This is a genomic window from Paenibacillus hamazuiensis, from assembly GCF_023276405.1.
GTDB classification, from domain to species: Bacteria; Bacillota; Bacilli; order Paenibacillales; family NBRC-103111; genus Paenibacillus_AF; species Paenibacillus_AF hamazuiensis.
In genome coordinates this window covers 3373387-3398849 of the sequence record NZ_JALRMO010000001.1, presented here as the reverse complement: position 1 = coordinate 3398849, position 25463 = coordinate 3373387, and the positions used below count along the sequence as shown (strand labels likewise).

The 25463-nt window shown below is 54.7% G+C and carries 22 protein-coding genes; 17 read left to right on the top strand and 5 right to left on the bottom strand.

Going from position 1 to position 25463, the window contains the following annotated elements:
* Positions 1 to 562 precede the first annotated feature (562 nt).
* From MYS68_RS15040 to MYS68_RS15025, 4 genes are all read right to left on the bottom strand, one after another.
* Complete coding sequence (locus MYS68_RS15040; protein ID WP_248926626.1) at positions 563 to 1048, bottom strand: hypothetical protein; 486 nt, start codon at positions 1046 to 1048, stop codon at positions 563 to 565.
* 33 nt (positions 1049 to 1081) lie between these two features.
* Positions 1082 to 2170 (bottom strand): hypothetical protein, encoded by a 1089-nt coding sequence (locus MYS68_RS15035; protein ID WP_248926625.1) that lies wholly within the window; start codon positions 2168 to 2170, stop codon positions 1082 to 1084.
* A 114-nt stretch (positions 2171 to 2284) separates the two neighbouring features.
* Positions 2285 to 3139: an alpha/beta fold hydrolase gene (locus MYS68_RS15030; protein WP_248926624.1), complete on the bottom strand. Its 855-nt coding sequence runs from the start codon at positions 3137 to 3139 to the stop codon at positions 2285 to 2287.
* Between the two features lie 109 nt (positions 3140 to 3248).
* A complete protein-coding gene (locus tag MYS68_RS15025) occupies positions 3249 to 4166 on the bottom strand; it encodes a hypothetical protein (RefSeq protein ID WP_248926623.1) in 918 nt (305 codons plus the stop codon).
* Between the two features lie 63 nt (positions 4167 to 4229).
* On the opposite strand from MYS68_RS15025, the gene MYS68_RS15020 reads away from it, so the two are divergent.
* Complete coding sequence (locus MYS68_RS15020) at positions 4230 to 5348, top strand: class I SAM-dependent methyltransferase (RefSeq protein ID WP_248926622.1); 1119 nt, start codon at positions 4230 to 4232, stop codon at positions 5346 to 5348.
* Positions 5349 to 5718: 370 nt separating this feature from the next.
* Here MYS68_RS15020 and MYS68_RS15015 read toward each other — a convergent pair whose 3' ends face one another.
* Entirely contained in the window at positions 5719 to 5949 is a 231-nt protein-coding gene (locus tag MYS68_RS15015; protein ID WP_248926621.1) for a DUF2626 domain-containing protein, read from the bottom strand.
* A 306-nt stretch (positions 5950 to 6255) separates the two neighbouring features.
* On the opposite strand from MYS68_RS15015, the gene MYS68_RS15010 reads away from it, so the two are divergent.
* From MYS68_RS15010 to mraY, 16 genes are all read left to right on the top strand, one after another.
* A complete protein-coding gene (locus tag MYS68_RS15010; RefSeq protein ID WP_248926620.1) occupies positions 6256 to 6909 on the top strand; it encodes an RsfA family transcriptional regulator in 654 nt (217 codons plus the stop codon).
* 130 nt (positions 6910 to 7039) lie between these two features.
* Entirely contained in the window at positions 7040 to 8005 is a 966-nt protein-coding gene (locus MYS68_RS15005) for a ketopantoate reductase family protein (protein ID WP_248926619.1), read from the top strand.
* A gap of 20 nt (positions 8006 to 8025) precedes the next feature.
* Positions 8026 to 8421: a DUF3397 domain-containing protein gene (locus tag MYS68_RS15000; protein WP_248926618.1), complete on the top strand. Its 396-nt coding sequence runs from the start codon at positions 8026 to 8028 to the stop codon at positions 8419 to 8421.
* A 13-nt stretch (positions 8422 to 8434) separates the two neighbouring features.
* Positions 8435 to 8722, top strand: coding sequence for a late competence development ComFB family protein (locus MYS68_RS14995; protein WP_248926617.1), 288 nt, complete (start codon positions 8435 to 8437; stop codon positions 8720 to 8722).
* An 82-nt stretch (positions 8723 to 8804) separates the two neighbouring features.
* On the top strand, positions 8805 to 10466 hold the full coding sequence (locus tag MYS68_RS14990) for a peptide ABC transporter substrate-binding protein (RefSeq protein WP_248926616.1): 1662 nt from the start codon (positions 8805 to 8807) through the stop codon (positions 10464 to 10466).
* 123 nt (positions 10467 to 10589) lie between these two features.
* On the top strand, positions 10590 to 12221 hold the full coding sequence (gene bshC, locus MYS68_RS14985) for a bacillithiol biosynthesis cysteine-adding enzyme BshC (RefSeq protein ID WP_248926615.1): 1632 nt from the start codon (positions 10590 to 10592) through the stop codon (positions 12219 to 12221).
* A 35-nt stretch (positions 12222 to 12256) separates the two neighbouring features.
* Positions 12257 to 13519 (top strand): adenosylhomocysteinase, encoded by a 1263-nt coding sequence (locus tag MYS68_RS14980; protein WP_248926614.1) that lies wholly within the window; start codon positions 12257 to 12259, stop codon positions 13517 to 13519.
* Between the two features lie 236 nt (positions 13520 to 13755).
* Positions 13756 to 14829 carry a DUF4349 domain-containing protein gene (locus MYS68_RS14975; protein ID WP_248926613.1) on the top strand — a complete coding sequence of 358 codons (1074 nt, stop codon included), beginning with the start codon at positions 13756 to 13758 and terminating at the stop codon, positions 14827 to 14829.
* Between the two features lie 107 nt (positions 14830 to 14936).
* Positions 14937 to 15374, top strand: a complete 438-nt coding sequence (gene mraZ, locus MYS68_RS14970) for a division/cell wall cluster transcriptional repressor MraZ (protein ID WP_248926612.1) — start codon at positions 14937 to 14939, stop codon at positions 15372 to 15374.
* Between the two features lie 39 nt (positions 15375 to 15413).
* Positions 15414 to 16364, top strand: coding sequence for a 16S rRNA (cytosine(1402)-N(4))-methyltransferase RsmH (gene rsmH, locus MYS68_RS14965; protein WP_248926611.1), 951 nt, complete (start codon positions 15414 to 15416; stop codon positions 16362 to 16364).
* Between the two features lie 39 nt (positions 16365 to 16403).
* A complete protein-coding gene (gene ftsL, locus MYS68_RS14960; protein ID WP_248926610.1) occupies positions 16404 to 16832 on the top strand; it encodes a cell division protein FtsL in 429 nt (142 codons plus the stop codon).
* An 88-nt stretch (positions 16833 to 16920) separates the two neighbouring features.
* A complete protein-coding gene (locus tag MYS68_RS14955) occupies positions 16921 to 19329 on the top strand; it encodes a penicillin-binding transpeptidase domain-containing protein (RefSeq protein ID WP_248926609.1) in 2409 nt (802 codons plus the stop codon).
* A gap of 88 nt (positions 19330 to 19417) precedes the next feature.
* A complete protein-coding gene (locus tag MYS68_RS14950) occupies positions 19418 to 21376 on the top strand; it encodes a stage V sporulation protein D (RefSeq protein WP_248926608.1) in 1959 nt (652 codons plus the stop codon).
* A 242-nt stretch (positions 21377 to 21618) separates the two neighbouring features.
* Positions 21619 to 23109, top strand: a complete 1491-nt coding sequence (locus MYS68_RS14945) for a UDP-N-acetylmuramoyl-L-alanyl-D-glutamate--2,6-diaminopimelate ligase (RefSeq protein ID WP_248926607.1) — start codon at positions 21619 to 21621, stop codon at positions 23107 to 23109.
* The gene (locus MYS68_RS14940) at positions 23106 to 24494 is read left to right on the top strand and encodes a UDP-N-acetylmuramoyl-tripeptide--D-alanyl-D-alanine ligase (RefSeq protein ID WP_248926606.1); all 1389 of its coding nucleotides are present in this window, start codon (positions 23106 to 23108) and stop codon (positions 24492 to 24494) included. Before MYS68_RS14945 ends, MYS68_RS14940 begins: the two co-directional genes overlap by 4 nt.
* Positions 24495 to 24499: 5 nt before the next feature.
* Positions 24500 to 25462 (top strand): phospho-N-acetylmuramoyl-pentapeptide-transferase, encoded by a 963-nt coding sequence (mraY, locus tag MYS68_RS14935; protein WP_248926605.1) that lies wholly within the window; start codon positions 24500 to 24502, stop codon positions 25460 to 25462.
* The last annotated feature ends 1 nt before the right edge of the window (position 25463 follow it).

The window sequence follows — 25463 nt, the reverse complement described above, 5'->3', positions numbered from 1 at the left end:
GGACCCGGATTTAAGAGGGGGTGTTTCCTGCTAGTTCGCGTTTGCCAGACATGGATTTTTTGCTTGCAGGCAAAAAATCTCATGTCCGGCACGCTTTACGGTTGGCGTCAGGTGGACGGTGAGAGGGTGTGCCTCGTGAACGCGTAAGTGTCCGGCGCTCGCTGTGCTCTGCACAGCATGGCGCCGGACTACGCTTTTTTATGTCATAATCTGGTCAACTGGAAGAAAAGAGGGGCTCAAGCTCTCTAGACTAAAGAAGAGGCAATTTGTCTCGCGGGGCACGGGTGCGTGAAAGGTTATCCAAATACCTGGGGACATAAAGGAACTATAGTGCGCTAAAATAGCCATTTTAAGCGATTTGCCAAAATTAAAGGAACTCCAGTGCGTTATTTGCATGTTTTGCTGCTCTTCACGCCATTTTGCACCGATTTAGCGCATCTCAGTTCCTCTATTTTTCGGATTTGTTCATTTATTCGAAAATAGCGAACATCAGTTCCTTTATGATTGCAAATAGGGGGTTAAACCAACTGTTTCGTGCGACTGAGGAGTTACCCCGACAACATTAACTGATAACCTCCACACCGCAGCCGTAAGCCTTCGCGATTCCTTCCATCAGCTCAAGCAGATGCGTCTCCACGGCATATGCCGGGACGCCGTCGATTACGCAGCGGGCCAGCAAATGCTCGTCCATCTGCTGAAGCGCCTGCGCAGGTTCTCCTCCCGCGATTTCCACCAGACGAAACAATGCCGCTTGCTCTGCGTAAACGTAAATATGCTCCGCACGGCTGACGAAGCCGAAATCCGAGAAGGTCGGCGCCATCTCGGTGCCTGCCGGAAGCAAAAGCAGCTCTAACGTTTCATGTTCGATCTTGTACTGTTGCATAATGCCGATTGCCGCCTCACGATCCGGCTCCGCGGAGAAAATCAGCATCTCCTTGTCGCGGTCGAACAAAGGGGCTTTGTTGGCTAGCGCTTTTACGATTTGTGCGTAAAATCCGGGCAGCTTGTTATCCGGCATATTCATCAGCAACGCGTATTTGCGTTCCATTCCAATCATCTCCGACAAATTTTATGTATTTGGTTAAAATTTAAATTTCAGCTGGATGCTGAGCTTGCCTTCCTCCATTGTCATTTCCGTTACTTGCAAAAAGGCGGCAAGGTTTTGCGGATATATGCCAAGATCGAACTCCTTTTCCAAAGCGGCGATCGTCGTGGACGGAAGCTGGAAGGCGTTGAACTGGAGCTCATCGGTAACAAACCGAATCGTGTTGCTGTTTTTTTCAGGTTCGAACAAGTAATGACCTTTGATAGAGATGGCGACATCGTCGTGTTTTCCTTCCGCAACGACCTTACCTCCGGTAAACTTGAACGCCATATTTTCAAAAAGCGGATTTTTTTGCCGCAAAAACGTATTCAACTCCTGATCGGTCATTTGAAACGTATAATTTAATCCGTTCATGATCAGGTTGTTGTTTTTTCCTCCGTTTGCCGTTACAAGCTCGGGCAGCTGCTTCATGGCAGCGGCAAGCGCCTGAAAATACGTGCGAAAGAGCGGAACTCCTTTTTCCTGCCAGTCCTTCGTCAAATCCGCAATTTGTTTTTGCGCCTGTTTGGGTTCGGACAGCTTCGCCAGCTCCTGATCGAGCTCTTTTTGCAGCGCGAGCATTTGTTCCTTTTGGGTTATATAGTTCGATTTCGTTTGCGCCAGCGCAAGCTGCGACTGCAGCAAGCTGCCTTTCAATGCATTCAGCTCCTGGACCGCATCGGCAAAACGTTGAAGCGCAAGGCGGTCGTTGCCGACGATCATCAGCAAATAATCGAGCGTCGCCAGCGCATCGGACAATGAAGATATATGAAAAACAAGCAGCCATACCGCATCGCGGTCTCCCATATAATAAGCCCGCAAAACTTGCCCGGCATGTAGTCGGGTATGCTTGGCGGAAGCCTCCTGCTCACGGATACGCTGCTCGGTGTCGGCCAATTTTTGCTGCAGCTCCGCTTCCTGCTTCTGAATTCGGGCCAGTTCCTGATCGATCTCATACAGTGTAAGTCCTTTTTGTAAAACATTATTCGTTTCGGATGAGGCGGTCTCAATCGCCGCGTAAAGCGGGTGCGCGGCTACCAGAAAAATAAACAAATAAAAAACCGCAGCCCGGTATCGTAGTTTCATCCCCAAAGCTTCCCCCATGTCTTGTCCCATGCAAACAGGGACAAAAACTTATAATAAGCTTATCATATTCAGGGATAAAACATGACAGAAAAATGGGCTGCGTAATGATAAAACTTAGTGAACCAATTGTTCCCCTTCGTTAGCCGTTTCTTCGAAAATCGGAGCATGGTGAGGAACCTGTTTCTCTTCCGGTCGGCCCTCCAGTTCGGAAATCCAGGAATGGATGCATTCGTTCAGCAAGTCGGCCGATTTGGTCGGCAGATGATGCTTGCCGTCCTTTAAGAAATATAACGTGCTGTTCCGCAAGTTGTGATGAAGCAAACGGGCGTATTTATAAAAGACGGAATTTTTTTCGCCGTACAGCAGCAGTATCGGTTGTTCGATTTCGCGCAATCGGTTCGTACAGTTGTAAAAGCCGCTGTATTTATAATACTGGCCATGATTGCGGATATCACCTTTAATGGCCGATTCGTACAAATTGGTGTGCGTAAGCTGCATATCCGAGTTGGTCCACGTAACGGCTTTGGCTACAAGCTTGGACGCACCCAGCCGGGCAAGCTGTGTCGCAAGCCAGATACCGGTTTTATTGTACAAATCGCTCGTTTCCGACATGGCACTGATTAAAATTCCGCCGCGAAACCGGCCGGGATAGGCGAGCATTGCCTCAAGAGCGATCGAACCGCCCGCTGAGTAACCGCAGACGTAGGCTTGCCGGATGTCCAGAAAATCGAGCAGTTGCTTCATATCTTCGGCAATAAGCGGATATGTTAACGGCACTTCGGACGGGGCGCTCTCGCCGTGCCCGCGTATATCGAATATAATGGTTTTATACTCGGAAGAAAGCTGCACCTGCTGATAGGTAAAGGTTCGGCTGCTCAGCAGCGGAGGATGGATAAAAACGATCGGAATACCCGAACCTTTCACATGATAGTGCAGCCGGGTTCCGTTGACTTCGGCAAATGGCATCATTTTCACCTCGGGTTGTATGAATTACGGCGTACCGATAGTTTTCCCTCGGGGAATATGTCCATACGAAAAAAAACTTCCCATGCCGCATCGTGCAGCTTGGGAAGGGATGTTACTTTTTGCCGGGAGAAAGCAGCTTCAGGATGTCTTCAAACGGCTTCGCCTGAGCCGGAACCTGCTTTTGGAACGATGGCGGCTGATTCACTTCGGACACAAATTGCTCGAAGTCGATATGGTTGTCGGCTGTACCTTCGCCCGTTTTGACGGAAAAGGACAAGCTGATCTTTTGCTCGCGAATATACCCCTGGTTGTCCACGGCGAACGAAAGACGGCTTGGAGCATGCAATTCCAGCGTGTCCGCATTCAGCTTGGCATCGGGCCAGCCGTTCGTGCGGAGCAGGTCCATGATGCCCGGAACGGTTCCTTTCAGCGCTGCGGATAAGGTTTTCTCGTTTTTATCGGTCATCTCGACCGTATACAATTTGGCTGAAGTATTATCTTTCAAAACGACAGGATCTTTGGCCTGCTCTACATACTTGGCGTCGATGCCGTTCAGCAGTTGTTTGACGATGGATGCGGATAATACCCCGGCCTGCTGCAGATTTTTACCGTCGCCGCCTTTCAATTTGGCCATATCGATAACGAGAAATTCGTCTTTTTTCGTGATCGGCGGCATGCTGAAATACCATTTGCCGTCTTTGAGAATCGCCGGGATATCGAACGCGGCGGTAGAGCCTTGGGGCTGCACGGAAATATCCGCTTCCATCCGCGGCTCCGAGCTGGAAACACCTTTCCAGTTAATCCGGCTATTTTTCAGCATTGCGACGAAGGTGGCGGTCAGCGGGGCGGCGTCTTTAAGATCGGGCTGCAGCTTTAAATCCACGCTCCCTTCAAAGCGGTACGATTTCATATCCGGCTGCTTGGCGACGGCTTGAAGCAGGTCGTTTTTCAGCTGCTGATGATCCGTACATCCGGAAGCGACAGCGCCAAAGGCGATAACAACGGCGATAAGTGCCGATTTTTTAAACATGCGGGGAAGTCTCCTTGTACAAAAGATACGTTTCATTATAGCAAAAAGGTGGTTTTTCGAGAAGTGACGGATAACGGGAAAAAATTGACGGAATACCTTCGCCGTGAAATGATGAGCCGCCCCGAGCAGGCGATTTCCTTTCGCGATTACATGCAAATGTGCTTGTATCATCCGGAATTCGGATATTATACGGGCTCAAGGCCAAAGGTCGGGAAAAACGGTGATTTTTATACAAGCGCTTCGATCGGAGGTATCATGGGCGAGATGCTCGCCGCTTATATGGCGGACTGGCGCAAAGGGGCGGAGGATAAGCCTTGGACATTGGTCGAGTGGGGGGGAGGCAGCGGTGAACTGGCTGTACAAATATTAAGCAGCCTGCGCGAAAGCGCGCCGCAGCTGTACTTATCGCTTAGTTACGTATCGATCGAAGCGAGCGGGTATCACCGAGAGCTGCAGCGGCAGGCTTTAGCCGAACATCGGTCCAAGATGGCGTTTCAAACTGCGGAGGAGTGGCTCTCCGGAGGGCCGTATGCCCACTGCCTGGTGCTGTCCAACGAACTGCTTGACGCGTTTCCGGTTCACCGTTTGAAGGCGCGCGGCGGGGGATGGTTCGAAATTCATGTAAGCGTAAACCCGGAAACCGGACAATTTATTGAAAAAGAGTTTCCGCTCGGCGATGATCGGCTTCGTGCCTATATCGGGGAAGAAAGAATTTCCATGCGCGAAGGTCAGATCATCGAAGTCAATCTCGAGGCGGATCGTTGGATCCGCGAAGTCGCGTCCAGTCTTGCGGAGGGGAGTCGGATCGTCACGATCGACTATGGCGACGAGGGCGGCGAACTATATGCGGAACATCGGATGAACGGCACGCTGATGTGTTACCGCCTGCATCATGCGTTTGACGATCCGTACCGCTTTCCGGGCGAACAGGACATGACCGCGCATGTCAACTTCAGCGCCTGCATTCGGGCCGGCCGGGAAAACGGGCTGGAATCGCGCCTTATGACGCAAAAGCAGTTTCTGCTTGAATGCGGCATTTTGCAGCGTCTGCAAAATCATCCGGGCCTCGACCCGTTCAGCCCGGAAGCTCGCAAAAACCGCGCCATCCGCCAGCTTCTGCTGAGCGATCAAATGAGCGAGCTGTTCAAGGTGCTGGTGCAGACAAAACGAGCCGGTGACTGACCATGTCGGCCAATCAAAAAAGGTGACCGCAAAGGAGCGGATCACCTTTTTTAATCTAATCTGTGTCATTGCACCACACCGACAGCGTAAAGCGTGTCCGGCACAAATTCGGCGTCAGCCGAATCGTGCCGGACAAACGCGAGCCCGAGGCACGAACCGACTCCCGCGCGACAAGCTCCAAAAGTGCAGCGTGCCCCGGCATAGGCCGATTGCCTGAAAGCAATCGGCCATGCCGGGGCACACGCGACCTAGCAGCGAGCACTCCCTCCGACGGAGCGGGTCCAGGGCGCAAGCGCCTGGGGTCCCCCTTTTAGGGGGATTTAGGGGGTGCTCCCCTGATTCAGGGAAAGCACTTGGGGAGGCTCCCCGTTTAAATGGACATTTTAAAGAACGACCAGTACGTGAAGCCTGTGAAGGCCAAAATCATGTACCCCCAGAAAAGCAATATGTAGGTACGTTCGGTCAGCTTCATATAGCCGAGCAGAACAAATACGGCCGTTTGCGCGAAAAAGATTAACGCCATCGGGATCATATCGCCGGCGAGGCCCATAAGCCCGATTACAAGCGTCCAAAATCCAAGCACCCGGAACATGCGATCCATTGCGAGTCCCCCTCTCCTACCGCTGTCTTTCAAATTCCACTATGCTACATTATACCTCTCGCGTTTAGTAGTGTAAACGTCCAACTCGTGACGAATTTGAAACATTTTTCGGCTAAAAGGATTGTACAGCGGATGTAGCCTGACCATCCGTTCATATTGTTCCCGTTTGCCGACAAAACATGTATGAGTCAGCAAAAAAATGGAAATACCGTTTAGTAGAAAAAGATTCTATGAACTCTACCATGGGCATAGAGTTTAATAAACGGCACTCCAGCATATTTACTTTTCGTTAGGAGGATTGACTATATGTCGGCAATCAGACAAGACGCTTGGAGCGAGGAAGATGATTTAATATTGGCGGAGGTGACGCTGCGGCACATTCGTGAAGGCAGCACCCAACTGTCCGCTTTTGAAGAGGTTGGAGAAAAAATCGGGCGTACCGCAGCCGCTTGCGGGTTCCGGTGGAACAGCTTCGTCCGCAAAAAATATGAAGCGGCCATACAAATTGCCAAAGCACAGCGCCAAAAACGCAGTCAGCAAAAGAAACACCAGGGGGGAGCGGCGGTTACTTCAGCAGTAGCTACGCTCGAAGCCGGAGAATACAGCGGAAGCATGAGAGGCGACACATTTTCGGAGGAATCGATTTCCGTCGATGCGGTGATCCGTTTTTTACGGCAATGGAAAGGTTCCTATCAGGAGATGGGCCGCCAGCTGCGCATGCTCGAAAAGGAGCTGAACGAAAAGCAGCTCGAGCTTGACCGCCTTCGCGAGGAAAACGACCGCCTCAGCCGTCAGGTTAACGATGTGGAAACCGATTACCGGGTTGTCAACGACGACTATAAGGCGCTGATTCAAATTATGGATCGCGCCCGCAAGCTGGCCTTCCTTGTGGAAGAAGACGATGAAAACAAACCTCGTTTTAAAATGGATGCGAACGGAAATCTCGAGCGTATCGAATAGGGCGGCGGAATCATAGACTTCCAGCAGAAAAGACCACGGATCGAAAGAATCGATGCCGTCCGGTCTTTTTTCCGTTTAGCGGCTTGTGGTATATTTGGTAGTATCACTCCGCTATGAAAAGAGGGCGATTATGCGCATCCGCATTATTGGGGCCGGGGCGTTGGGAATGCTGCTTACGGCAAAGCTGGCCGGGGCCGGGGCTTGCGTCGAGCTGGTCGTCCGTTCCGCGGAGCAGGCAGAACGATTGGAAAAAGAAGGCGTCCGCATATCCGGGCATACCCAAACGGCCTTTGTCCGTCCGGTCATTATCCGGGGCGAGGACGCCGTTAAGACGCCGGACGGAGAAATCGACGCGATCATCGTCACCGTGAAGCAGCTGCACATAACGCCGCAGTTTGCAAGCTTCGTTAGCCGACAGTTGACCGGCGGCACCATCGTCGCCTGCTTCCAGAACGGCCTCGGCCATATCGATACGATGTCCGGGCATATCCCGCGCGAGCGGCTTTTGACGGCGGTCACGACGGAGGCGGCGCTGAAGCTTTCCGCATGCGAAGTCGAACATACCGGGGGCGGCACGACATGGCTCGGATTCGAGGAAGCGGGTCCGGCGGAAAATCGTTTCGAAGAAATGCAAAAAAAGCTGATCGGGCTTCTCCTCAAGGCAGGATTCCGCGCTTTGGCGTCGAACAACATTTTATACAACGTCTGGCATAAATTGATCGTCAACTCCGTCATCAATCCGCTGACGGCGATTTTGCGGGTCCGCAACGGAGAGCTTCTCGCCACGCCGCATTCGGAAGCATTGATGAGAACGCTGCTCAGAGAAGCATCGGAGCTGGCGTCCGCCAAAGGCATTGAGCCGCCGGGGCCGTCATGGGAGCAGCTTGCCGAGGTTTGCGTGAAAACGGCGGACAACCGTTCCTCCATGCTGCAGGACATCCTCGCCGGACGGCCGACGGAGATCGATCGCATAACCGGAAGCCTGCTTCGCGAAGCGCAGCTTCTCGGGATTCAACTGCCGGCGCATGAAACCGTATACGTTATGGTAAAAGCTTTGGAAGCTTTTCCGGTAGACGAGGTTTCGCAAATTTTATAGATTAAGTCGGGTGATCTGCCTTGAATCCGGTCGTTGAGTGGCTTTCGCAATTGTACGGGATGCTCTCGGTAATGCCGTTTGTTGTTTTTATTTTGTTGTGGGGAGTTTTATACGGAATTACCCGGGATACAAGGCGCGCGACGCGGACGGCCATGGATGTGACGGCTGTGCTGCTGATCGGCTCGGTGTCCCTCATGATCAACCAAATATTCGGCAGCTCCTTCGGGTTCTGGCTCATCCTTCTGCTGTTTTTGGTTGCCGCGGGACTGATCGGCAACCTTCAGAACAGAGTTCGGGGGACGGTCAATCCGGTCAAAATCGCCAAAGTGCTGCTCAGGCTCGGTTTTATGCTGCTGTCCGCATGTTATGTTCTGCTGCTGATGGTTGGCATCGGCAAATACATATATATGAGTTGAGGAGGATATCCGCGTGGCCGTACATAATTTGATGGAAGATATAGTGAAAGCTTGTTTGAAGGAATTGATGCACAATCAGCCGAATTTGCAAATCCTGGACGATCGCATGCAAAGCGACGTTATGGCCATAGCGCTCAACCGGCTGCCCGCCAAATACGTCGCGACCGCACCGGGGGAAGTGTTTGCGAAGACGCAGCTTCGCATGCAGGTGGAGACGGACGTATATCGGGAATTGACGAATGCGGTCGATAAAGTGCTGCATTCGGACCGTCCGTCGGATTTGATCGAGAAAAATGACTGATTTTGTATATGATTGACACAATCCGGAAGCCTTTATGGCTTCTTTCTTTTTCTACCCCATGTTGGAGTTGAGGAGGATGTCAATGAAATTCAGGCAACTGGTACTGCTCGGGACGATCATCGGCCTATTCGGAAGCGTGCTGCCCGGCTGCTCCGTCCGTCCGCCGCAAAACGATACAGACGACAAAATAAAGCTCCCTGCCCAGGAGCTCACGATCGCGATGTATGCGGAGCCGCCGGCTCTGGACAGCTCCACCGCGACGGCCAGCCCGGCGATTACGATATTGAATGCGATCGGCGAGGGGCTTTACCGTTTGAACAAGGACGGCAAACCCGAGCCGGGACTTGCCAAAGAGCTGCCGCATATTTCAGCGGACGGCCTGGTGTATACGATCCCGCTGCGCGAAGGGCTGATGTGGGCGGACGGCTCGCCGCTGAAGGCCGGCGATTTTGAGTTTGCCTACAAGCGGACGCTCGATCCGGCAACGAAGGCCAAGCTTGCGCCGATGCTCGTCTGGATCAAAGGGGGCAGCGAGCTGATGAAGGCGAAGCCGGAGGAGCTGGAAGCGAAAAAAGCGGCGCTCGGCGTCAAGGCTAAAGACGATAAGACACTCGAGATCACGCTCGAAAAACCGGTCGCCTTCTTTACCGATCAGCTGTCGATGCCGATTTTTTTCCCGCAAAAGCCGGATTTCGTGAAAGCTCAAGGCGACAAATACGGCTCGGAAGCGGGCGCGGTGCTCGGTGCAGGCCCGTTCAAATTGGAGCAGTGGGATCATCATCAGCTCATGCTGGTCAAAAACGATAAATATTGGGATGCGAAAAACGTCAAGCTGGGCAAGGTGAGCGTCAGGATAGTGAAGGATGCGGGAGAAGGCTTGAAGCTGTACGGGGAAGATCAGATCGGATTGGCGGAGCTGAAGGGCGAGCAGATTGCGGCGTACAAGGGCCGGCAGGATGTCGCCGTCAAGCGGGAATTTGTGACGGCGTATATCCTGATCAACCAAAATCCGCTTTATGCTCCTTTTCTGCAAAATGCGAAAATTCGCCGGGCTCTGGCGGCAAGCATCGATACAAAGCAGTTGGCTGACGGGCTGATGGGAGGGGTGTCCGTTCCGGCCGCCGGATTGGTGCCGCTGGGGATTGCCGACGGAGCGGGGCAGGAGTTCCGCAAAACGGCGGGCGAAACTATGTCCGGGTTCGATCCGGACAAGGCGAAGCAGCTGCTGGCCGAAGGCCTTGCGGAGATAGGCTTGACCGAGCTGCCGAAATTCAAGCTGTCGGCCGACGATACGGAGATCGCCAAAAAAACGGTCGAGTTCATACTGGCCCAGTGGAAGACGAACCTGGGCATCGAAGTGGAAGGCGATCCGATGCCGTACGCGCAGCGTGCGCAAAAAATGCAGGACGCCAAAGACTTTCAGGCTTTGATCGCTTTATGGGGAGCCGATTACAACGACCCGATGACATTTCTCGACCCGTGGCTTACGGATAACAAAAGCTTCAACTACATCACATACCGAAGCAAACCGTTCGACGACCTGGTCAAGGCAGCGGACAAAGAAGCGGATACGGCAAGACGAGCCCGGCTGCTCGTGGATGCGGAGAAACGGCTGATGGAAGATATGCCGCTGATCCCGCTTTATTTTCGGGCCCGACCTTTTGCCAAAAAGACGAACGTAGAGGGCCTGGTGCTTCCGGCGATAGCCAAAGAGTGGGAATTGAAGTGGACGTATATCAAATAGCCGCGTTTTGGACTATATATGATGTGATAGACGCCTTTTTGTGGGCGTCTTTCTTTTGACGACTGATGATTACATGTGTACAATCAAGATGTTGCTTGAAAAAAGGAAGCGGGGAGAGGGCCGATGAATATAAAAACGGTGCAATGGAAGTCCAGTCAGCCCTTGGCTGAAGACTATATCAGGCGCTTTGCGCATGTAGAACCGCTGTTTGAGTATAACCCGTGGCTGGAGGCGGAATGGAAACGCCGCGCAGCCTGGCTCGATGCCGAGCGTCCGGAAGGCGCGGAGCGGTCCGGGCTTGTCCGCGTGCTGGAGCGGTTTAACCGGGACATCGCGGCCGATGACGCCGCTTTGGCGTCCGTACATAAGCTGGCTGACAAAGAGACGCTGGCGGTCGTCGGCGGACAGCAGGCCGGGCTTTTTACCGGGCCTCTGCTCGTCATCTATAAGGCGCTCACGCTGCTGAAATCGGCCGAAGCCGCCTCACGGAAGCTGGGGAGGCCGGTCGTGCCGATATTTTGGATCGCCGGCGAAGACCACGATTTCGATGAAGTGAACCATATTTTCCAGTTGACGGGCGATATGCAGCTGGAGAAGCTGAAGCTCGAACCGCCCGGCGACAAACGGACGTCGGTCAGCCGGACGGCCATTTCGCCCGAGGCCTGGGAAGCTGCGCTGCTGCAGCTCGATGCCGGGCTCATGCAGACGGAATTTAAAGCCGGTTTGCTGGACAAATTGAAGGAAATCGCCGGACAGTCGCGGACGCTTGTCGATTATTTCGGCCGCATGATGGCATGGCTGTTCCGGGGAACCGGCCTCGCCTTCGTCGACTCCGACGATCCGGAGCTGCGGCGGCTCGAAGCGCCGATGTTCGCAAGGCTGATCGAGCGGCATGGCGATGTGCAGGCGGCGGTGCAGAGCGGGGCGGAGCGCGTGAGCGCGCTCGGATTTGCGCCGCAGGTCGACATTCAGGAGGGCAACGCCAACCTGTTCGTGTACGATCGGGAGGAGCGGGTGCTGCTGTACGCGGATGGAGACGGCTTCACCACCCGGCGGAAAGACCGCAGCTTCTCGAAGGCGCAGCTGCTCGACTGGGCGCATACTGCGCCGGAGCGTCTCAGCAACAACGTGATGACGCGGCCGCTCATGCAGGACTTCCTGTTTCCGGTGCTGGCCACCGTGCTCGGTCCGGGTGAAATCGCCTACTGGGGTTTGACCCGGGAAACGTTCCGGACGATGGGCATGCAGATGCCGCTCATCGTGCCGCGCCTCGAGTTCACGCTGCTCGAAGGAACGGTCGCCAAACATATGGGGAAATACGATCTCACGTTCGACGATGTCATTCACCGCTTTGAGGAAAAGAAGGAGGCGTGGCTCGCCTCGCAAGATAACCTTCATCTGGATGAACGTTTCGGTGAGGTCAAGCGGCAGTTCAAGGCGGGTTACGAGCCGCTGATCGAGCTTATTGCCGGCATCAACCCCGGACTGAAAAAGCTGGGCGAAACGAACATGAGCAAAATCGTCGAGCAGATCGATTACTTGGAGCAAAAAGCGGCCGATGCTCACCGCTCGCAATTCGACGCATCGCTCAGGCAAATAAGCCGCATCGGATGGTCGATTCTGCCCGGGGGCAAGCCGCAGGAACGCGTCTACAACGTCGTTTCTTACTTGAACCGGTACGGCGACCGCTGGCTTCGCGAATTATTGGACGCCGATTTGCAGGCGGATGGAGTTCATCGGATCGTCGAATTATGATATAATGGAAAATATTTTTGGATGGAGGTAAATAAATGAATACGAAGGACCGCAGTATTGTCAGAGATATGGCGCTTGCGCCGGAAGGGCACCTCAAAATCGATTGGGTCAACGCCCATATGCCGGTGCTTAACAAGATCCGCGAGCAGTTTGAAAAGGAAAAGCCGTTCAAAGGCTTGAAAGTGGCGATATCGCTTCACCTCGAGGCGAAAACCGCCTACCTCGCCAAGGTCGTGCAGGCCGGCGGCGCCGAAGTGGCGATTTGCGGCAGCAACCCTCTGTCCACGCAGGATGACGTTTGCGCGGCGCTGGTCGAAGACGGGATCACCGTTTTCGCAAAATACAATCCGGATCCGAAGGAGTATAAGGAACTGCTGATCAAAACGCTGGAAACCGAACCGGATCTTTTGATCGACGACGGCGGCGATCTTGTCTCCGCACTCCATTCCGAGCGCAGGGACTTGCTCAAAAACGTGCGCGGCGGCGCGGAAGAAACGACTACGGGCATTCTTCGCCTGAAGGCGATGGAGAAGGAAGGCAAGCTGGAATTCCCGATGGTTGCCGTCAACGACGCGTATTGCAAATATTTGTTCGATAACCGCTACGGCACGGGTCAATCGGTATGGGACGGCATCAACCGCACGACCAACCTGGTGGCTGCCGGCAAAACGGTCGTCGTCATCGGATACGGCTGGTGCGGCAAAGGCGTGGCGATGCGGGCCAAAGGACTTGGCGCGAACGTCATCGTCACGGAAATCGACGCGATCAAAGGCGTCGAAGCGTACATGGACGGCTTTGCGGTTATGCCGATGATCGAAGCTGCGAAGCTCGGCGACTATTTCGTCACCGTGACCGGCAACCGCGACGTGATCCGCGGCGAGCATTACGAGGTAATGAAGGACGGAGCGATTTTGTCCAACGCGGGCCACTTCGATGTGGAAGTGAACAAGCCGGAGCTGGAGGCGCTGTCCGTCTCGAAGCGCACCGTTCGCCGCAACATCGAGGAATACCAACTGAAGGACGGCCGCAAAATTTATTTGCTCGCCGAAGGGCGTCTCGTCAACCTTGCAGCAGGTGACGGCCATCCGGCGGAAATTATGGATATGACGTTCGCGCTGCAGGCGATGTCCTTGAAATACGTAAACGACAATTACAAGACGATCGGCAAAAAAGTCGTCAACGTGCCTTACGAGCTCGACGAGCAGGTGGCGCGTCTGAAGCTGAACGCGCTCGGCACCGGCATCGACCGGCTGACCGACGAACAGAAAGCATATTTGGACAGCTGGGCCGAGCATTAAGGCGAATGTAAGCAAATGGGTTGTAAAACGGAGTAACGACGAATCGGTTCCAAACGGTTCTTCGTCGCTCCGTTTTTGTTTTTTCGGACATGGGGGAAAGAAACGTTTTCCGATCGCTCCTGTTTCGCTTGACGATCATTACCGGTTTCTGCAACTTTTACCAGCCGGCATCCGTTTGGAAAGTAGATCCACGAAAAGAAATTAAGCGGCATCGCAATTTCCAAAGGGGGCTTGAAATGGAAAACAAAACAAATGCAAGGGACGAACGGAAACGATGGAGGTCGGCGATACCCGCGGCGCTTATGGTGTGGATGCTGCTGGCGTCGGCGCTCGCCGGCTGCGGCGCGGGCAGCGGCAAGTCGGCAGATCAGGCGGCGAACGGGGCGTCGGCGATACCGGAGGCGGCCGCTACATCGGCCGCGGCCAGGGATATGAACGTTGCGGACGGCAAAGCGAAAAAAGACGCGGAAGCGCTGCAGGTTCAGCCCGCAGGCGGCTCCGTAGAGAACAAGGCCGCCGCGGCTAGCCCGGGAACGGCCGACATCGGAGACGGGCTGAGCCGGAAAATCATGTACCGTGCAAATCTGGTCGTGCAGACGGACGACTACGCGCAGGCCCGCTCCAAGGTTCAGGATGTCGTCGCTTTGTCCGGCGGTTATATTTTGCAATTTAGCGAAAACACAACTTCCGGCGAAGTGGGCGGCACCTTCACGATCAAAGTGCCGGCAACCGGGTTTATTTCGCTGCTGGATCAATTGGAGAAAATTTCCCCGTCCAAACAACGAAGCGTCCAGGGGCAGGACGTATCGGAGGAATATGTCGATCTGCAGTCCCGGCTCAAAGCGAAGCAGGTGGTGGAGAGCCGTTTGCTCGCTTTTATGGAAAAGGCGACGAAAACCGACGAGCTGCTCGCATTTTCGAACGAGCTGGCCAAAGTGCAGGAGGAGATCGAGAAGATCAAAGGCCGCATGCGGTACATCGATCAAAACGTGGCGATGTCGACGATCGAGCTCCGGCTTTACCAAAAAGCCGAGGCGGGAGTAACCCTTACGCCCGCGGGACAAACGCCGTTTTCCAAAAGAATCGCGGCTGCGTTTCAGTTCGGCACTTCGGCGGTGAGCGCCGTCGCTCAAGCGCTGGCCGTGTTTGTCGCAGGCGCCGTGCCGATTGCGATCATTCTCGCAGTTGTCGGCATCCCGGTCTGGCTTTACTTGCGGCGGCGAAACCGGAGTCTGGCGCAAATCCGCAGCGAGCTGCGCAGGCAAACCCAGGCGGCTGAACCGCTTGATACGCCGGAAACTGAAAAATAATTTGCGGAGATCCTGCTATTTAGCAGGATTTTTTATTTACATAGCGAAATATTTATGTAATAGTGGTGGAAAGTGGGGTAAAGTGGTGGAAAAGGGGTGAACGCGGTATGTTTATGGGGGAATATCAGCACAGCATCGATGAAAAAGGCCGTATGATCGTTCCCGCCAAATTCCGCGAAGAGCTCGGACCCACCTTTGTCGTTACCCGCGGCCTCGACCAGTGTTTGTTCGTGTATCCGATGTCCGAATGGAAAGTGCTCGAACAGAAGCTGAAGGCTCTGCCGCTTATGAAAGCGGACGCCCGGGCATTTACCCGCTTCTTCTTCTCCGGTGCGACCGAATGCGAACTCGACAAGCAGGGCCGGATCAACATCCCCAACACATTGGTCGAACATGCCAAGCTGGAGAAGGATTGCGTCGTTATCGGCGTATCCAACCGGGTCGAGATTTGGAGCAAGCAAATATGGGAAAGCTACTCCCAGGCGTCGGAGGAATCTTTTAACGAAATTGCCGAAAAGTTGGTCGATTTCAACTTCGATCTGTAAACTACCCGGTCACGGACTTGATCTAGGAGGGCTAACCCTTTGTTTCATCACATCACAGTGCTCAAAGAAGAATCAGTAGACGGATTACATATAAAACCGGACGGCGTATACGTCGATTGCACACTCGGAGGCGCCGGACACAGCTCGCTCATCGCTTCGAAACTGAACGAATTCGGATTTTTGATCGCGTTCGACCAGGACGAGGTGGCGCTGGCGAACGCCGAAGAACAGTTGGCTCCATACCGCGACAAAGTGCAGCTCATCAAGAGCAACTTCCGCTATTTGGAACAGGAGCTGCACGGCGTGCCCAGAGCGATAAAAGGCGGCAAGCCGCAGGTCGACGGCATCCTGTTCGATCTCGGAGTATCGTCCCCGCAGTTGGATGAGGCTGACCGCGGTTTCAGCTATAACCATGACGCGGAGCTTGACATGCGGATGGATCGGGAATCGGAACTGACCGCAAAAGACATCGTCAACGGGTGGGACGAGCGGGAGATCGCGAAAATTTTGTTCGAATACGGCGAAGAGAAGTTTTCGCGGAAAATCGCCGCCGAAATCATCAAGGCACGCGCGGAAGCGCCGATCGAAACGACCGGCCAACTGGTCGAAATCATCAAAGCGGCGATTCCCGCCGCGGCGAGGCGAACCGGTCCGCATCCGGCCAAGCGCAGCTTTCAGGCGCTGCGCATCGCGGTGAACGACGAGCTCGGCGCCTTTGAGGAGGCATTGGAGCAAGCGATCCGCTGCCTGGCCCCGGGGGGCAGGGTGGCGGTCATCACGTTCCATTCTCTGGAGGACCGGATTTGCAAGCAAACGTTTGCGAAATATGTAGAACGTTGTACGTGTCCGCCCGATTTTCCTGTCTGCGTTTGTCAGAAAAAAGGGATTTTGAAACTGGTGCACAGAAAGCCGATCGAGGCGTCCGGGGAAGAGCTGGAAGCGAATCCGCGGGCCCGTTCGGCCAAGTTAAGAATAGCGGAGAAGTTATAATCAACCATTAACCGGGGGAAATGAAAGGAGTGTTTCACGATGGCGGCATATATTCACGGGAATTTGGCGGTCGAGCAAAAGTCCGGACAACGTGTGAAAATTAAAGAGACGAAAAAGGTCGTAACCCGCAACAAGACCCTTCCTGTTCAGGAAAAGCTGTTGTATTTGTTTACTGTTGTCGTTTGTGTGTTCGTTGCGGGCGTTATCATATGGAGATATGCGCAAATTTACGAAATGAACACGCGCATTCAGCAGATTGAGAACGAAATTCGCCAACTGGAGGCGGAAAACAGCGTGCTCAAGCATAAGGTCGAGGCGCTCTCCGATCCGCAGCGGATGCTTCAGAAAGCGAAAGAGCTGGGCCTCGAGCAGGCGGGCGACAAGCAGATCAGCCGCGTTCCGGCGAAGGCGCCGGCATCTGCATCCGCTCCTTCGGGCAGCAAGGTCGCTGCCAATACTACTCCGTAAACGAAAATGGCGTGAAGTCGATTCACTCGATCTTCGTTCGTCGACTGTCTCTATCATTTTCCATCTCCATTGAAAAGGTTGGGGAGCAATGACCAAGAAAGTAAAAGTTCGTTCGTTATTAATCGGGGGGTTCTTCACCCTCTTTTTTATTGCGCTGCTGGGCAGGATTTATTGGGTACAGGTCGTGCAGTCTTCCGAATTGCTCGCGAAAGCGGAGAAGAAGTGGGAAATGGACAAGGAAATTCCCCCGGTGCGCGGGCAAATTCTCGACGTCCACGGCAACGTGCTGGCGGAGGACGCGCCGGCGTATACGGTGGCGGTCAGTCCGCAAATCATTCAGCAGCTGGGCATCGCGGAGGACACAGCCAAAGGCCTTGCCGGCATTTTGAAGCTTTCCGACGATCCGGCGCAGCTTGCGGCGCTGGAAGATAAAATCCGGACTCTGCTGAACAAAAAAAAGGATGACGGCACGTTCGCCGCGCAGGTGGAAATCCGCAACGAAGGCTGGAAAATCGACGCGGAAGTGGCCGACAAGATCAAAAGTTTATCGGAACATTTGAAGGATGTCGCCCAAGGCAGAGACAAAAAAGGCACACGCCCGAAGAGTGTCGGCATTTATTTGCTGGAGGGCGAAAAGCGGTTTTATCCCGGCGGCAAGATGGCGGCGCATTTGATTGGCTATAACGATAAAGAAGGCAAACCGGTGATGGGGCTTGAGGCATTTTTCAATAAATATTTGCAAGGAACACCGGGCTACCTGAGCTACCAGAAGGACAAAAAAGGGGTCGAGCTTCCGGACGGGAAAAAGATTTACGAGCCTGCGGTAGACGGAAACAATATCCGGCTGACAATCGACAAAAATATTCAATTTTTCATAGAGAATGCTTTGGAGAAGGTTCAGGACAAATATCATCCGAAGGGGCTAATGGCTATCGCCGCCGATCCGAAAACGATGGAAATTTTAGGCATGGCGAGCTACCCGAATTTTAACCCTAATAAATATTGGGAAGTAAACAATCAGAGCGATTTCATCAATCATAACATCGCCTCGCAGTACGAACCCGGTTCGACCTTCAAGCTGGTCACGCTGGCGGCAGCGGTGGAGGAAGGCTTGTTCAATCCGAACGAAACGTATTTGTCGGGTTCGATTCAAGTGCCGGGCCGGCGTCTGCACGACCATAACGTTGTCGGTTGGGGCACAATCAGCTATCTGGAGGGCCTCAAGCGGTCGAGTAACGTCGCATTCGTCAAGCTGGGTTATGAGAAGCTGGGAAAAGACCGGCTGAAAAGCTACATCGAGAAGTTCGGCTTCGGGGATAAAACCGGCATCGATATGCCGGGCGAAGTGCCGGGCATCGTGAAATTGAACTATCCTTCCGAATTTGCGACGGCGACATACGGCCAAGGCCTTACGTCGACCGCAATCCAGGAAACGGCGGCATATGGGGCGATTGCCAACGGCGGCAAACTCATGTGGCCGCACGTCGTGAAAGAGATTATCGATCCGCAAACAAAAGAGGTTATCGAATCGTTTGAGCCCAAGGTGATCCGTCAGGTCGTATCGGAAAATACGGCCAAGCAGGTGTCCGAATATTTGGAGCAGGTCGTATCCGATCAGGCGATCGGCACCGGGCGCAGAGCCTACATCGACGGTTACCGCGTGGCGGGCAAAACGGGGACCGCCAACAAGGTGGAACCCGGGGAAAAAGGGTACGCCGAAGGCAAGTGGGTTATCTCGTTTATCGGCTATGCGCCGATCGAAGATCCGCGCATCCTGGTGACGATCATCGCGGACGAGCCTGATCTGGGCGGCGATTACCACCGCGGCGGCGATGTGGCGCCTCCCGCTTTCAAGGAGATCGTGTCGCAAACTCTGCATTATTTGGGAGTCCCTACATCTTCACAGCAGATGGAGGTAACGGACAAAGACAGCAAAATATCGGTGCCCGATATGAACGGCATGACGTACGAGCAGGCGAAGGCGTCCGTGAGCAAATACGGCGTGACGGTGGAAGCGCTCGGAAAAGGGCCCAAAGTGGTCGATCAATTTCCCGACAAAGGTACTGAAATCGGGGTTTCTCAACGAATCTATGTATTGATGCAGGAGGACGGCGATATTGCGGTACCGGATTTGACCGGAAAATCTGCCCGCGACGCTTTGGAGGTATGTTCCTTCCTCAAGGCGCAGTGCCAAACCGAAGGGGAAGGTTACGTTGCGTCGCAAAGCTTGAGCGGCGAAGGCGAGTCGGCGATGCTTACGCTTACGCTAAAGCCGTTCAACGAGCTGATGGCCATCCTTCCCGCGAAGACTGCCAGCAATAAAACAGTTACCACTCAGGCCAAGAAAAAAACGCCCCCCGGCTCCGTAAAAGCGCAAAGCGGCTCCAATACCGGTGCTGCGGCGTCAAATACAAAGAAGACAACGTCAAATGCGACGAAAAAAGAAACGGTCACTTCCCCGGACGATCCGAAAAAAGTTACGCAGCAAAACAGGTAAGCTTGTTCTAACCCCATCTTGTCCCGAATAGTCTGGATATGAAACGACAGCGATCATATCGGATTTTCGGGAAGGGGTACGAGCATTCATGAGGGCTTCCGGCGTCACGGTTCGCAGGCGGCTATACGCTGCACTCATCATAGGAACAGTGCTGTTTGCAGCCTTGATCATAAGGCTGGGGTACGTGCAAATGTGGATTGGCCCAGAACTATCCGACAGGGCGGAGCAATCGTGGCGGCGCAACATTCCGTTTGCCGCCCAGCGCGGGGAAATTCTCGACCGAAACGGGGTGCGGCTTGCATACAACATCAGCTCGCCGTCGGTCATGGCCATTCCCGCGCAAGTGAAGGATCCGCAAGGGACCGCACGCCAGCTGGCCGCTGCGCTGCAAACATCCGAACAGAACATATTTAACATGATTACGAAAAGACAGCTTATCGTGCGCATCCAGCCGGCCGGGCGAAAAATTACTCAAGAGAAAGCGCAGGAAATCCGCTCGCTTAATTTGCCCGGCATCGTCGTGGCGGAGGACAACAAACGGTTTTATCCGTTCGGCGGGCTTGCTGCGCATGTGCTCGGTTTTACCGGCATCGACAATCAGGGGCTTACCGGCGTGGAAGCCAAATACGATAAAGAATTGACAGGCCTGCCCGGCAGCATTTCGTTTCTGGCGGACGCCGCCGGCAGGGAGATGCCCGGCTCGTCCGACCAATACGTCAAGCCGCGTGACGGCCTTAATTTGCAGCTGACGATCGATAGCCATTTGCAGGCGGTGCTGGAGAGAGAACTCGATCAGACGATGCTGAAATATCAGCCGAAAGACGTGATTGCCATCATGATGGATCCGAATAACGGCGAAATTTTGGCGATGGGTTCGCGACCCGGCTACGAGCCTGCGAACTTCAAGGATTACCCGGTGGAAACGTACAACCGCAATCTGCCGATCTGGATGACCTACGAACCCGGATCGACGTTTAAAATCATCACGCTGGCGGCGGCGATCGAGGAAAAGAAAGTAAACCTGAACGAAGGGTTTCACGATCCCGGGTCGATTGAGGTGGCGGGGGCAAGGCTCCGCTGCTGGAAGCGCGGAGGCCACGGCAGCGAAACGTTTCGGCAGGTTGTGGAAAACTCATGCAACCCGGGTTTTGTCGTCATGGGCCAGCGGCTCGGCAAAGAAAAGCTGTTCGAATACATCTACAACTTCGGATTCGGCAAAAAAACCGGCATCGACCTCGGCGGCGAGGAAAACGGCATCATGTTCAAACCGTCGCGCGTCGGTCCGGTGGAGCTTGCGACCACTTCGTTCGGCCAAGGCGTGTCGGTGACGCCGATCCAGCAAATCACCGCCGTTTCGGCGGCGATTAACGGCGGCAAGCTGTATAAGCCGCATGTCGCCCGCGCCTGGTACAACGGCGAAACCGGCGACGTCGTCGATGTCGTGCAGCCGGAGCTGGTGCGGCAGGTCATATCGCCGGAGACGTCGAAGACGGTCCGCGAGACGCTGGAGAGCGTCGTCGCTAACGGTACGGGCCGCAATGCGTTTATCGACGGCTACCGGGTCGGCGGTAAAACCGGTACCGCGCAGAAGGTCGTGAACGGCCGATATTCTCCGGATGAACACATCGTGTCGTTCATCGGCTTCGCTCCGGCGGACGATCCGAAGGTGGTCGTCTATGCCGCCGTCGACGATCCGCAAGGGCTTCAATTTGGCGGACTTATCGCCGCCCCGCTGGTAAAAAACATCATGGAAGACGCGCTCAAATATTTGAACGTGCCGCCCCGCAAGGATCAGTTGGAGCGAAAGTACGTTTACGGGGATACGCCGATCGTCGAGGTGCCGAATTTGATCGGCGCAACGGTTCAGGACATCTATGAGGATTTGAATTCGAATTTTCTGATCGCCAAATCCGGTGAGGGGACTACGGTCGTCAATCAGGTGCCGAAGCCAGGCACCCGGGTGAGTCAAGGGTCGACGATCCGCGTCTATTTGTCCGACGCTCCGGCAGACGACGGGAAAACGCAGCAGGCGCCGGGCCCGCAATAATTCGCGTTTTACGCTTTGGAACGGCATTATTTTGTCTATACTGGAGAAATACGGCGTTTGGCCGGTTAAGCCATTCGCGTTTAACCGCTCGCGCCGTATCCTTTCTCAGCAGCGGTTTCCCCAGGCATAGCGGACATAAAGTTCGCTAAAATGGGGATTTCGTGATATATTCGGTTATTGGCGGAATGATGGTGCGTTATTGCTCTGATTGGCAAAAAAGCAACTCATGGGGGGAACCACCTATGAAACTTAAAGAATTGGCGGAGAAGCTTGCGATCTGCGAGCTTGTCGGCGACGGGGAGACGGAAATTGCCGGGATGCAGATGGATAACCGGAAAATTCGTCCGGGAGACTTGTTTTTCTGCGTCAAGGGCCGCACATTCGACGGGCATCGGTTCGCAGACCAAGCGGTTCGCTCGGGAGCCGTCGCGCTTGTTGTGGAGCATAAGGTGGATGTGGATGTCCCGCAGCTCGTCGTAAAAGACGTGAGGCGGGCGATGCCCGTGCTGGCGAGCCATTTTTTCGGATACCCGAGCAACGAGATGAAGGTGATCGGCATTACCGGCACCAACGGAAAGACGACATCCAGCTACATCATCGAGCATATATTAAGCGATGCGGGTTTTACGACCGGGCTGATGGGCAGCATCGAAACCAAAATCGCCGCGCAGCGCATTCCGAACACCGGAATCAACACGCAGGAATCGGTCGACTTGCAGCGGAGCCTGCGGCGAATGAAACATGCCGGCGTGGAATATTGCGTAATGGAAGCGACGTCGAACGGGCTCGAAGCAGGCCGTGTGATCGGATGCCGGTTCCGTACGGCACTATTTACGAATCTGACGCAGGATCATCTCGACGAGCACGGGACGATGGAAAACTACAAAGCGGCCAAAGGACTGCTGTTCTCCCGGCTCGGCAATTCGTTTGCAGGCGATCCGGCCCATACGCAGTTTGCCGTGCTCAACAGCGACGACGACGCGTCGGCTTACTATGCCAAGCTGACAACCGCGCAAGTCATCACCTACGGCATCCGTCATGATGCCGACGTTCGCGCCTCCGACATTCGCATAACGTCTCGGGGCACAACGTTCACATGCACGACTTACAAAGGGACGGCTTCCATCCGCATAAAGCTGGTCGGGCAGTTTAACGTGTATAACACGCTTGGGGCAATTGCCGTAACTTTGGCGGAGGGAGTTCCGCTTGAGCAAATTCGGCATAGCTTGGAAAAGATGAGCGTTGTCGAGGGACGGATGGAAATCGTCGAGGGGCCGCAAAATTTTCTCGTGTTGGTCGATTACGCCCACACGCCGGATGGTCTGGCTAATGCGCTGTCGACCATTAAAGAATTTGCACCCGGTAAAATCATCACCGTGTTCGGCTGCGGCGGGGACAGGGACCGCACGAAACGCCCGCTGATGGGCCAAGTGACGGCCGAATACAGCGATTATGTGTTGGTGACCTCGGATAATCCGCGCACGGAAGATCCGGAAGCCATTTTGCAGGACATCGTTCCCGGCGTGAAAACGGCGGGGTTGCCGGAAGACCGGTACGAGCTGATCGCGGACCGCCGTGCGGCGATACAAAAAGCCATTGATTTGGCAGGGCCTCACGATGTAGTATTGATAGCGGGAAAAGGCCATGAAACATATCAGGATATCATGGGCGTCAAACATGACTTCGACGACCGGCTGGTGGCCAAGGAAGCGATAAGGAGACGATACGAATGATCCGCAGAACATACGCACAAATCGCAAGCATGATTGCCGGCACGGCCGTCTCCGCTTCTTACGGAGACATTACGGTCGCCGGCGTTTCCAAGGATACCCGGACGATCGAGCCGGGCAACTTGTACATTCCGCTCGTCGGCGACCGTTTCGACGGGCACGATTTTGTGCTGGATGCATTCGGCAAGGGCGCTTCCGCATCGCTTTGGCAGCGAGGGCGCGAGGGTGCTCCGGAGGGCGTTCCGCTGATTTATGTGGACGATACGCTTGCCGCCCTGCAGCGGCTTGCCAAAACTTACGCGGAAGAGCTGAAGATCCGCGTCGTCGGCATCACCGGCAGCAACGGCAAGACGACAACCAAAGATATGGCTGCGGCGGTGCTCGGGACGTCTTACCGCGTGCATAAAACGATAGGCAATTATAATAATCATATAGGGTTGCCGCTGACGATGCTGCAGTTTTCGGAGGAGACGGAAGCGGCCGTGCTCGAAATGGGGATGAGCGGCCGCGGAGAAATCCGGTTTCTTTCCGAGCTTGCGCAGCCGGAAGCGGCTATCGTTACGAATATCGGAGAATCCCATTTGCTGCAGCTCGGCAGCCGGGAAGAAATCGCCCGGGCCAAAACGGAAATTTTGCACGGTCTTGCGCCCGGCGGATTGTTTGTCCATAACGGCGACGAGCCGCTGATTCCGCAGGCCGTTGCGGAAATGGAGCCGCTGCTCCCGTTTCGGTCCGTCCGCTTCGGGCTTGCCCCGGAAAACGATTATTTTCCGACGGGCATCGCCGCGAGCGGAGACGGCACGGAGTTCAAGGTGAACGCCATCCCCGGCGTCACGTTTTATATCCCGCTGCTAGGGCGGCATAACGTCGTTAACGCGCTGGCGGTTATCGCACTGGCGCAAAGCTGGGGGATCCCGGCCGAGCGGATCGCGGATGGGCTGCGCACGATGAAGCTGACGAGCATGCGCATCGAAGCGGTGAAGGCCGCTTCCGGTCTCACCATCCTGAACGACGCCTACAACGCGAGCCCGACTTCCATGCGCGCCGCCATCGCGCTGCTGCACGAGCTGGAAGGGTACGGCCGCAAATACGCGGTGCTCGGCGATATGCTGGAGCTTGGTCCACGCGAAGCGGAGTTTCACCGTGAAATCGGGACACTTCTGGACCCGGGGAAGATCGAAGCGGTGTACGTGTTCGGAACACTGGCGAAGCATATGGCGGAGGAAGCGGCCAAAACGTTCGGGGCGGACCGCGTGAAATGGTTTGAAGACAAAAATGAGCTGACAAAGGCTTTAGCTGCGCAAGCCGCGCCGGACGACGTCGTTTTGGTGAAAGGCTCGCGCGGGATGAAGCTGGAGCAGGTCGTTTTCGGCCTGCAGGGGGGTTAAATCAAGTGGAATTCAAAGTCGTCATGTTCACCATGGGTGCGGCTTTTTTGCTGGCCGTCATCATGGGGCCTTTATTCATACCCATATTGCGGAGGCTGAAATTCGGCCAGCAAATCCGCACGGACGGCCCGCAGGGGCACCTGAAAAAAGCCGGCACGCCGACGATGGGCGGCACGATCATCATGCTGGCCATGGCGCTGGCCGTGCTCCGCTTTGCGGATAAAACGACGGATACGATCATTTTGCTGATCGCCTCGCTCGGGTACGGGCTCGTCGGCTTTTTGGACGATTACATCAAAATTTTATTCAAGCGTTCGCTTGGTCTGACCGCAAAGCAGAAGCTGCTGGGACAGCTGCTCGTTTCCTTGATCGTCTGCGTGCTGCTGTACCAGTCCGGACACAGCACCGATGTGCGCATTCCCGTTATCGGCGTAGATGTTCCGCTTGGCTGGCTGTATTTTCCGTTCGTCGCCTTTTTGATGCTCGGCACGTCCAACGCCGTCAATTTCACCGACGGGCTCGACGGACTGCTTGCCGGCACGAGTGCGGTCGCTTTCGGCGCTTACTCGATCATCGCGATGAACAACACGCAGCCGGAGGTGGCGATTTTTTCCGCGGCTGCGGTCGGCGCAGTGCTCGGATTTCTCGTGTTCAACGCGCACCCGGCGAAAGTGTTTATGGGCGATACCGGTTCGCTCGGTCTTGGCGGCGGACTTGCAGCCATCGCGATTTTAACGAAGCAGGAAGTCCTTTTGGCCATTATCGGCGGGGTGTTCGTCATGGAGGTGCTATCGGTCATCATTCAGGTCGTCTCCTTCAAAACGAGAGGGAAGCGCGTGTTCAAAATGAGCCCGATCCACCACCATTTCGAGCTGTCCGGATGGTCCGAATGGCGCGTCGTCATCACGTTCTGGACGGCAGGTTTGCTGCTGGCCGGACTTGGATTATACATTAATGAGGTGTTGTAGC